General features: G+C 33.5%; 11 protein-coding genes. 4 read left to right on the top strand and 7 right to left on the bottom strand.

All coding sequences use genetic code 11. From position 1 onward, the window contains the following. The coding region (locus tag ADIWIN_RS09940) for a DUF8693 domain-containing protein (RefSeq protein ID WP_040756881.1) at positions 1 to 1,942 on the top strand (1,942 nt) is incomplete at its 5' end. A gap of 166 nt (positions 1,943 to 2,108) precedes the next feature. Continuing rightward, a complete protein-coding gene (locus tag ADIWIN_RS09935; protein WP_020895016.1) occupies positions 2,109 to 3,311 on the top strand; it encodes an NAD(P)-dependent oxidoreductase in 1,203 nt (400 codons plus the stop codon). A gap of 1 nt (position 3,312) precedes the next feature. Here ADIWIN_RS09935 and ADIWIN_RS20035 read toward each other — a convergent pair whose 3' ends face one another. From ADIWIN_RS20035 to ADIWIN_RS09910, 5 genes are all read right to left on the bottom strand, one after another. Next, positions 3,313 to 4,683 carry a DUF1361 domain-containing protein gene (locus tag ADIWIN_RS20035; protein ID WP_020895015.1) on the bottom strand — a complete coding sequence of 457 codons (1,371 nt, stop codon included), beginning with the start codon at positions 4,681 to 4,683 and terminating at the stop codon, positions 3,313 to 3,315. Next, on the bottom strand, positions 4,671 to 5,078 hold the full coding sequence (locus ADIWIN_RS09925) for a ribosomal maturation YjgA family protein (protein ID WP_020895014.1): 408 nt from the start codon (positions 5,076 to 5,078) through the stop codon (positions 4,671 to 4,673). Before ADIWIN_RS09925 ends, ADIWIN_RS20035 begins: the two co-directional genes overlap by 13 nt. Positions 5,079 to 5,162: 84 nt before the next feature. Then, positions 5,163 to 6,554 carry a cell envelope integrity protein CreD gene (creD, locus tag ADIWIN_RS09920; protein WP_020895013.1) on the bottom strand — a complete coding sequence of 464 codons (1,392 nt, stop codon included), beginning with the start codon at positions 6,552 to 6,554 and terminating at the stop codon, positions 5,163 to 5,165. 99 nt (positions 6,555 to 6,653) lie between these two features. Then, positions 6,654 to 6,950: a winged helix-turn-helix domain-containing protein gene (locus ADIWIN_RS09915; RefSeq protein ID WP_040756879.1), complete on the bottom strand. Its 297-nt coding sequence runs from the start codon at positions 6,948 to 6,950 to the stop codon at positions 6,654 to 6,656. Between the two features lie 172 nt (positions 6,951 to 7,122). Continuing rightward, positions 7,123 to 7,731 (bottom strand): hypothetical protein, encoded by a 609-nt coding sequence (locus tag ADIWIN_RS09910; protein ID WP_020895011.1) that lies wholly within the window; start codon positions 7,729 to 7,731, stop codon positions 7,123 to 7,125. A gap of 118 nt (positions 7,732 to 7,849) precedes the next feature. Here ADIWIN_RS09910 and ADIWIN_RS09905 point away from each other — a divergent pair, with 118 nt between their 5' ends. Together ADIWIN_RS09905 and ADIWIN_RS09900 are read left to right on the top strand one after the other, a co-directional pair. Next, a complete protein-coding gene (locus ADIWIN_RS09905) occupies positions 7,850 to 8,203 on the top strand; it encodes a hypothetical protein (RefSeq protein ID WP_040756877.1) in 354 nt (117 codons plus the stop codon). A gap of 9 nt (positions 8,204 to 8,212) precedes the next feature. Beyond that, the gene (locus ADIWIN_RS09900) at positions 8,213 to 8,581 is read left to right on the top strand and encodes a DUF1801 domain-containing protein (protein WP_040756876.1); all 369 of its coding nucleotides are present in this window, start codon (positions 8,213 to 8,215) and stop codon (positions 8,579 to 8,581) included. A 210-nt stretch (positions 8,582 to 8,791) separates the two neighbouring features. On the opposite strand, the gene crcB is transcribed toward ADIWIN_RS09900, so the two are convergent. Beyond that, positions 8,792 to 9,157, bottom strand: a complete 366-nt coding sequence (gene crcB, locus ADIWIN_RS09895) for a fluoride efflux transporter CrcB (protein WP_020895008.1) — start codon at positions 9,155 to 9,157, stop codon at positions 8,792 to 8,794. A 209-nt stretch (positions 9,158 to 9,366) separates the two neighbouring features. Beyond that, positions 9,367 to 10,386 carry an SRPBCC family protein gene (locus ADIWIN_RS09890; protein ID WP_020895007.1) on the bottom strand — a complete coding sequence of 340 codons (1,020 nt, stop codon included), beginning with the start codon at positions 10,384 to 10,386 and terminating at the stop codon, positions 9,367 to 9,369. Positions 10,387 to 10,394 lie beyond the last annotated feature (8 nt).

Below are 10,394 nucleotides of genomic sequence, written 5' to 3'. Positions count from 1 at the left end.
TTATGCGTTCAGGAGTAGTTGGACAGAACAAGCAAAACTCACGGCGTCCGATGCTGCTGCTGTTGATCAATTTGGTTTAAGTGTGTCAATAGATGGATATTATGCCATTGTTGGAGCTTATGGTAATGATGATGCTGGTTCTGATTCAGGTTCAGCCTATATTTTCGTACGTTCAGGAGGTAGTTGGACAGAACAAGCAAAACTCACGGCGTCCGATGCTGCTTATTCTGATTTTTTTGGCCTTTCCGTTGCAATTGATGGCGATTATGCCATTGTTGGTGCTGTGTTTAATGATGATAATGGTAGTAATTCAGGCTCTGCCTACTTTTTTGAAAGAGAAGATTTATCAATAATCTATACATATAACAACGCTTGGTCACCAAGTGACCCAAATGGTGTGGCCACAGCTTTAGATGATATGATCATTACATCTGGTGATGCCACTATTAATTCTAATACCTCTGCTAATACAGTTACGGTTGAAGCTGGTGCATCACTTACCTTAGATGCCCTCTTAACAGTTACAGATATGACATTAAACTCTACTGCAACCAGTTATTCAAGTTTACTAACTGGAGCAGCTGGTAGTGTATCTGGAGCGATAAGCTATAACCGTTTTGTGAACTCTAATAGTCTTGGTAACGACCTAATCTCATCACCTTTATCCGGTGAAACTTGGAGTAATTTTTTAAGTCCAGAAAATGCTACTGCCTTATTAGATAATGGAGGAACACCAACCATTTATGCTTTTGCGCCTTTTGATAAAACAACAGGTGATTATGAAAATTATGATAGCAACACTACAGCAATCTTAAGCAGTGGTAAAGGGTATAGAGCTGCAACGGATGCAGGAGAAACCTTAACGTTTTCAGGAACAGTGCCAACAGACATTAGCGTAAATATTATGAATACGGCAACCGCTTATTCTCAATGGAATTTAGTGGGTAATCCGTATCCCTCTTATATTAATGTACACGCGTTTTTAAACCACGAGGTAGACACTGGTATTTCAAACTTAGATCTTTTTACCAATGCATCTGCTGCAATTTATGGTTATAATGCTAATGAAGAAAATAGCTGGACCATCTACAACTTAGCAAATACAACAGTATCAACTGTTATAGCGCCAGGTCAAGGCTTTTTTGTAAGTGCAGATGGCACATATGAGTCAGCATATAATTTAGAGTTTTCCACAGCAATGCAAACCACTGGGACTTCAGACGATTTTATTGCTGGTCGTAATGCGGACTTAGAACTGATTTATCTTACAATAGATTTAAGTTCAAACACAAACACGTACAATACAGATGTCTATTTTAATGCCAATGCAAGTGAAGATTTAGATAAAGGTTACGATGCTGAACTTTGGGGATCCGTAGTGCCTGAATTTAGTATTTATTCTCATTTAGTACAAGATAATACAGGGAAACCAATAGCATTACAAACCTTAAATGCAACCAGTTTATCTAATATATCTATTCCTTTAGGTGTGCATGCCAACTTAGGAGAACAAATTACCTTTAGCATTTCAGAAACCACATTGCCTACAACGGTTAAGGTATATTTAGATGATGTTTTAAGTAACACATCTACATTACTTAATAACAGTGATTATACCATAACGCCATCAACAGATCTTTCAGGAACTGGCCGTTTCTTTTTACGAACTACAGAAGAAGCGTTGTCTATTGCAGACAATAATTTTGATGCTATAAATATATTCTATGAGAAGCGTGCTAAAGATGTCCTTATAAAAGGACGTATTCAAAATAATACTGTAGTTGAGATTTATGACATACAAGGCAGAAAAGTGTTGTCTAGTCCTCTTGATGCTGCCTTATTAGAAAATAGGATACATGTTGCTTCGTTAAATGATGGTGTGTATTTAATTAATCTTAAAAATAGTTCAGAACAAAAAACACAAAAAATAATTATTAATTGATGTGGTGATTTTATTCATGTTTTAAAATTACAAACGTTTCAGATCCAACAATTAAAAAATGGAATTCTCAAATAGTTGTGGTTTAAATTGACAAATAATTTAAATCACACTATTTTCGTAAAAACTATAATTTTCCCACTTTTTTGGGAATGATAATTCCATTGACATGACATTCGCCATCATAAAAGAACGTAAAAATCCACCAGACAGACGTGTGGTATTTTCTCCAGAGCATTTAGCAGAAGCGAGAACGCAATTTCCGGATGCTACTTTTATTGTAGAATCTTCGGATATTAGAATTTTTTCGGATGAAGCCTATAGAAAATTAGGTTTTGAAGTGTTGGACGATGTGTCGCATGCCGATGTTATGATTGGCGTCAAAGAAGTGCCGATTGAAAATTTAATTTCAAATAAAAAATATTTCTACTTCTCACATACCATCAAAAAACAGCCTTACAACAGAAAATTGTTGGTCGCTATGTTAGAGAAAAATATAGAAATGTTTGATCACGAAACTATTGTTAGAAAAACAGGTGCGCGTTTAATTGGTTTTGGGCGTTATGCAGGTTTGGTTGGTGCATACAATGGGTTTAGAGCTTTAGGGTTACGAGATGGTTTATTTGAATTGCCTAAAGTTGAGACACTTGCAGATTTAGATGCTGTAAAGACAGAATTAGATAAAATTACCATACCAAATATTAAGATTTTACTCTCCGGAACAGGAAAAGTAGCCTATGGTGCCAAAGAGATTTTAGATCATTTAGGTATTAAGCAAATTAGTGATGCCTTGTATTTAACATCGCAATTTTCGGAGCCAGTCTATGTTATGGCAGATGTTATGGAATATGCCAAACGAAAGGACGGTAAAGTAGGAGATAAGTATAAGTTTTATAAAGATCCATCAGGTTATGAAAGTAATTTTATGCCTTATGCTAAAGAAACGGACTATTTTATAGCAGGTCATTTTTATGGAAATAATGCACCTTATTTATTTACAAGGGAAGATGCCAAACATCCCGATTTCAAAATTAATTTAGTGGCTGATATATCTTGCGATATCGATGGGCCAGTAGCTAGTACAATCAGACCTTCAACTATTGAAAATCCTTTTTATGGTTACGATCCTAACACAGAAAAGGAAGTGGCTTATGACGCAAAAGGCGCAATAACCGTTATGGCTGTAGATAATTTACCTTGTGAATTACCAAAAGATGCTAGTGAAGGTTTTGGTGAAACATTTTTAGAACATGTGATTCCGGCATTCTTTAATAATGATGAACGCGAAATCTTAAAACGTGCTAAAATGACTGAAAATGGTAAACTGACGAAACGATTCAGCTATTTGCAGGATTATGTAAATGGAAAATAAGCTACATAGGATTATAATCAATAACAGTTAGGTCACCACCTTCTAAAGTAACATACTGATAATTAACTTTGTCTTTTTTGTCAAACTCACCAGTTTTGTTGGTGTCAGATATACTTTTAAAATATAATCTGTTCTGTTGTGGAATAACTTTCCAATCAACAATTTGCGCAAATTCAGGAGTTAGTTTTTTAAGATTCTTACCGTCAATAGTACTAATGTATAAGGTTTCAATATCATTGAAATCTAGCTTGGAGTCTTTGTTGGTGTCGGCATCTCTAATGGTATATACTAAAAATTGAAGTCCGGTTTGTGCTCTAGTGCTTTCAAGAAAACGGATAGACGTAATCTCCATAATCTCATCTGATAAAGCGGTGAATTTTTCCGAATTAAGGTGCTGGAATTTAATAGTACTGAATTCTCCCGTTATTGAAAACTTATTATAGCGTGACACTGCGTATGACGTATGACCACCTCCCTTACTGTAACTTGAGAATTTCGAATTATCATACTCTGTTATATAACCAATCGGATGAATTAAATAGTCCGTACTATCAATAAGAATGGGTAAATCTGCAATTTCGATTTTTGAACTGTCTTTTTTGATTTTAGTATTAATAGTATCATCATGACTGATGGTTTGTGGTTTTTCGTCACAGCTCATTATAAATAAGGCTAGACTTAAAGTTATAAAAGTTGATTTCATGATTTTAATTTTTTCTAATTGATTTAAGTTCTTAAACATCCAAAAGCCTACGACTAAAAACGCACTGAAACCAAAAGTAAATAACCAAGCTTCAAAATGCTGAAATGGTGCGATAATCATATTTAGAATATCCATAAATAAATACTGTGGTCCAGTTATAATTTCCCAAGAATTGTAACGTAGAAAACGTCCTAAGTAAACTCCAAATCCACATAGAAAGATAATGGAAATACTCATAGCTTTAATCGGGAGTTTTTTAAATTGAGAAGTCACGAGTTTCTGCATATCCATTATAGAAATATAGAATAGTAATAAACCACTCAATGCAAATGATAACACCACCAGCACATCGAGCCATAAAAGCGAGTCGTTTCCTATTCTAATATGAATAAGATCAGTGACAATATAAGGTGCATTTGGCAAAAAGGCTAACCAAACCATAAACCAGAATCCAAGTTTTACTTTGCTTATATTTTGTGCGGTATTTAAATACATCGTTATGGCATAAGGTATAATGGCTAAAAACACATTCCAGATTAAAAATAAAAAGAAATAGGACTTGTTGAGTTTCATGCGGACCATGAGTAAAATAACACTAAACAGTAAGGCCACTGTAATTAATGATAGGGTTTTAAAGCGCTCTTGAATTATTGTTTTTATAGTTTCCATAAGCTTATATTTTGTCTATTTTGTAGTTTTGAAGTCGATGATTCAACGGCTAAAACGGTTACTATTCCTAACGTATAAGCAAGCAAGTCAGTAACATGAAATGTGCTACCAAAAATAAGTTGAGCCGTAAAACTATCTTGTAAATTAAAGTAGGTTAAGAACGGTGTGAGTTGAAGGAACTCAATGGCATAAGCAATTAAGAGGACGACCAAACTCGACGCCCTCACATTCAAGTTGGTGCATCCTCTAATAATTGCATATAATAAAATAACAACGAGATAATCGCCAAATGTGTAGCGAATGAATCCTGTTTTGATGATGAAAGCGATGGCCAATTCTATAAGAAATAGGCTATGTGCGAGTACTAAATAGTTTTTGTTGAATTGAAATTTCATAATAAACGTTGATTTTATAATTTTAATTAAACCTCGCTCATTCTTTTGGGAGAGAAGCGGAGCGAGGTTTCTGAAATGAGGTGGTTATCCGTTATTCCAATCAATTTTACGAGAGACGAACATTACAGTAGCTAAGATTAAAAACAATCCAAGACTGCCAACTAATAACGCGTAGTTTTCAAGTTGAATGATAACATAGATAAAAGAATAAAGTGCTGTAAGTGATACCCCAATTAATGCTGAGAATTTAAAATTCTTAAGGATTGATTTTGAATAGAAAGTGATTAATAATATCACGGAAATACCTGCAATTAGATAAGCTTTTAAGAAATTACTATGCTCAGATATGGACACTAATAAGGTATAGAACATAACCAATGCTAAACCAATCATTAGATATTGAAATGGATGAATATGAATTTTACTCATGGTTTGAATTAAGAAAAAGATAAGAAAGGTGAGTCCGATGACTAAAAATCCATATTTAGCAGAACGTTCGCTTTTTTGATATTCATCAACTAATACCACGAATTTTGTTCCAAAGGCAAATTGTTTAAGGTTGGGAACTTTATTTAAATATAATTGGGAAAAGGCACGGTTAATAGATAGCACTTTCCAATTTACTTTAAAACCATCTTTAGATATACTTCTGGTTTCATCATCTGGTGAATAATTTCCAATAAAACCTGGGTCAGCCCAATTAGAGGCCATGCTCATCGTTGTTGTTTTTCCAACAGGAATTATTTGAATTTGATTACTTCCATCATAAGTCACGCTTAAATTAAAATCAAAATCATTTTTTAATAGTGCTTCACTTAAGAAACTAGTTTCTAATTCATCTAAATGATTTTGGGAAGAATTTTCACTAAAGTTGGTTTCAAAATTATACGATTTACCATCAATAATGATGTTCATTTCGTTTTTTATACCCTTAAGATTCGTTGTTTTTAAAAGCATTGTTGCATTATTCCAAATAATATCTTCAGACTTAATACCCTTTGAAGCAAGTGATGGTGATTCATAAGATCCTTTAATTGCCATGTTAGAAGTGTATACGGCAGATTCAAAATTTCCTAGATACAGCGTTTTCGATTTAACCTTGGCGTTTATATCGAGCTCTTTTGGAAATATATAAGCATAATTAATCAGTGTTTTAGTTTCCTTTAAATAGGTTTTAGTTTTCTCGTTAAGAGTTGATGTTTCAGAATATGTTTTATAGGGTAACTTTAAAATAGGTCCATATAGCATGACATCATTTCCCCATTTTTGATTGATTTCATTAACAACATCTTGTTGTCTGTAAGAACGTTCCTTAATTAATAGGTTGACGTAAGTTAAAGGAATTAATAATATAAGTATTAAGGCACCAACCATTAACATCCGTGCAGTAATAGAAGTTTTTATCCAATTTGAAAATCTGTTGGGTTGATTTTCTGGTGTTTGATTTTGTTGGTTTTGAGGTTCTGAGTTGTTCATGATGTTTTTTTGTTTTAAAGTACTTTGAATTTCAAAGTGAATGATTAAAAAAAAGATTTTAATTTTTCAACTGTTCTACTAAAGGCAGTTTAGGTATTTTTATTGAGTTTTGTTTATTAATTTTTCAAGGGCTTCAATATGTTTTTGAAATTCTAATTTTCCGAGCTTTGTGACACTGTATCTTGTATTTGGTTTTCGACCGATAAATTGTTTTTCTACTAAAATGTATTCTGCTTTTTCTAAGGCTTTAGTATGACTTGCCAAATTACCATCTGTGGCACCCAATAATTCTTTTAGCATATTAAAATCAGCATACTCGTTTACCATAAGTACAGACATAATGCCGAGTCTTATCCTATGGTCAAAAAGTTTATTTATGTTGGTTATTATGCTCAAATTTCAGTGTTCAGTGTTCAGTGTTCAGTGTTCGTTTGAGAAATTAAGATAATTGATATTTAAATAGTTTGTCAATTCCTTAAACGTCTCTGTCAATCTCCGTGTAATCTCTGTGCATCTCTGCGTTATTTTTTTTCTTTGCGCCTTTTTGGCCTTTGCGAGATCATTTTTTTTACTTTACATCATATTTAAAATGCATCCAAGTGCCATAAATAATATGCATAATACCAAAACCAATTACCCAAAGCCAAAACCCATAGCCAGGATATAGCGTAGCAATAAGCCCCAAAGTTATTTGAATAAATCCTAAATATTTAATATCTCCAATACTATATTTTGAAGCATTAATTAAAGCTAACCCATAAAAGATAAGCATTAATCCACCAGTTTGCCCGTATTTACCTTGACTCAAAATAATTAAAATATATAGACCTCCAGAAATCAAAGGAATTAAGAAATTATAGATTAAGCGTCTAGATGATTTATCCCAAATTTTCTCTCCATTTTTTTTTGCTTTGCGCGTCGTAAGAAAAACACCACTAACAATACTAAATAATGCAACTGAGATTAAGACCAACATTACGGTTCTAAAAATCCAACCATCAAGCATAAGAGTTCCGTAACTGTACGTGTCTACTAAATAATAAGTAATAGCAGCGCCAATTAGTGCGTAGATTCCAGCGAGAATTCCAGATAATCCACTCAAGGAAATAAATCGTGACGATTTATTCATAAGATTTTTAATCTCACTGATGTCTTTTAGATAATCTTTTTCGCTCATGTTAAAGTACTTTGAAATACAAAGTAAATTAAATTAATTGGTTTGCGCAAATTTATTTTTTAGAATTGACTAAATTTATATTCAATTAATTAAACTGTGATTAAACTGTGATTAAAATATGATTGAATTACTTTTAGCGATAGCAAATATGTCAGGAGGCATCTTACTTGGTTTAGCAACCTTAGATAAATGGGATGGTGAACATAATTTTTTTAATAAAATTGCTGGTTTTTTAGCGCCTTTTGATACGATCATTGGACTCGCACTTATCATTTTAGCGATATTAGAATTTTGGGATGGCCTGCTATTTAATATCGTTAGTATTTTGGGGGGGATTTTACTTTTAACGCATGTCTTTGGAAAAGTACCTGCTTTAGAAACAAGTCTTAGAAAACTCTATGCGAAGCTAATGCCTTTTAAAGCTATTATTGGAATTGGACTTATTGTTATTGGTATAATTGAAATATTTTAAAGTTAAATTTTGAATCCAGCAGAAGCACACATTCTAAATCAGCCAGAACCATTTAAATCCATATTTATGCATTTGCAGGTATTGATAGAGCATACCTTGCCAAATACCGATTTATTATACAAATGGAGAATGCCGTGTTACTACATGGATAAAAGACCAATGTGCTACATTAATAAAACCAAAGACTATGTTGATGTTGGCTTTTGGCATTCCGCACATTTATCAAAAAAATGGGATGCTTATTTAGTGAGTGAAAAACGAAAAGTTGTAAAATCGCTACGTTATAAAACGCTAGATGATATTGATGATGCCATTTTTATTTCAATTTTAAAGGAAGTAGAAGGGGGGAAAGAGAAGGGGTTTTATAAGAAAGGGTAGGTTTTAGTGCTTAGTGCTTAGTGCTCAGTGCTCAGTTTTCAGTCTCAAGATGGAAAATAGTTATTTGATATTAAGTTGATGTCTCAAATCGCTCTGTACATCTCCAAGTAATCTCAACTTTGCGTCTCAACGCCTTCTCGAGAAACTTTTTTTACTCTGCAACTCTAAAACTCTGCAACTTTGCGTCTTTGCGCCTCAGCGAGAGAAAAATCATTTCACCAACCACATCCCCAAAAACACAGCCAAAAACCCAACTACAAAACTCGCCACAGTATAAATAGCAAAACTCATAAAGTCACCCGACTTTAAAAACACATGATTCTCATAAGCAAACGTAGAAAACGTGGTAAAACCACCACAAAACCCGGTTGCTAAAAGTAAAGTCTGACTCTGAGACAATGTTTCGTTTTTAGCCGCTAAACCAAGAATAATTCCAATGAGCAAACTACCAATAATATTCGCTGCAAAAGTCCCATAAGGAATTCCGGTTTCGGTGTTGTTCAGCCATTTTCCGATTATAAAACGCAATACGCTACCAAAGCCACCTCCAAGAAATACGAGTAAGAGTTGTTTCAATTATTTTAGTTTTTAGTTGGTAGTAGAAAGTTGTTGGTTCGAAGTATATTATTTTCAATCATAAGTTTCAAACTAGGAAATTAAGTTATTCAATTACTACGTTATTTAATTATATTCTTATTCACGAATTAACGAGATTTTTTTAGCTTCACACTTCACACTTCACACTTCACACTTCACACTTCACACTTCACACTTCACACTTCACACTACTTTACTGCTACATAAATTTCAGTAATCCATTTTGCAGGATTTTGCTCACTCATGGGATCAGTTAAATAAGTTTCAAGCATTGGTCCACCTTCAATCATTTCTAAATTATTATCAGCAATATAATTCATAGTCGTATTCCAAGCTTCTTTCAAATTAGAGTAGTTACCTTTTAAAACCGTTTTTACCGCTCTAAACGATTCTAGTTTACCAGTTAAAATTTCGGCTTCGTCGGTTATAATTCTAGAATTCGTTGGTACACATGCAGAGAACATTACAGTATCATTTTCTTCATCCCATTTGTGATATAAAATAAATGGTGGTCCAGCCATAGTAACATTATGAGTTATAGCGTAGGCTCCAACTTTTGGTAACATTGCTGTCATGTTTTTTTCAAAATCACTGAATTTACAAGACGCCGTATTATAAAGGTAATAACCGCCACTGTGTTGTGTTATGCCTTCAACATTAATATTGTAAACTTTCATTTCAGTTTGAATCACACTATCCAGTAGCGTTAAGCCTCTTTCAAAATGAGGGCCAATTTGTTTTTCCATACCTCCCATAAATGCCGAAACCATTTTAAACCCAAACGGTAAATTTTTGCCAGTGATAGTCCAAGTAACTTCTGTAGAGCCATCATCATTAGGTTTAAACTCCCAATTAACATCAGATTTTGGGAATTCTCCAAATTGCATGTCTTGAGTGATAGAAGTATTAATTTTAGTATCTACAGTTGTCATGGTTCCTGTTCCATCTTCATCTTCCCAATTGTATGAACCTCCAACGCCTTTTGTAGTATCTCCTAAAGTAACTGTGGTTTCAGGTTTTTCTTCAATCCAAGAACTCCAGGATTCCCAATTTTTAAAATCACTAACATTGTCGTACACCACAGATGGCGGTGCTTTTAGGGTTCTAGTTCTTGTAACTTCAAATGAATTTGGTTGCACTGCAATATAGATGGAAGCACCAATTACAAGTATTAATAATAATAAAAGGACGTATTTAATAGCTTTCATTAATAGGG

It is taken from the genome of Winogradskyella psychrotolerans RS-3 (assembly GCF_000427335.1).
GTDB classification, from domain to species: domain Bacteria; phylum Bacteroidota; class Bacteroidia; order Flavobacteriales; family Flavobacteriaceae; genus Winogradskyella; species Winogradskyella psychrotolerans.
Note: the sequence above shows the minus strand (reverse complement) of the source record. Positions and strands in the feature narration are given on the sequence as shown.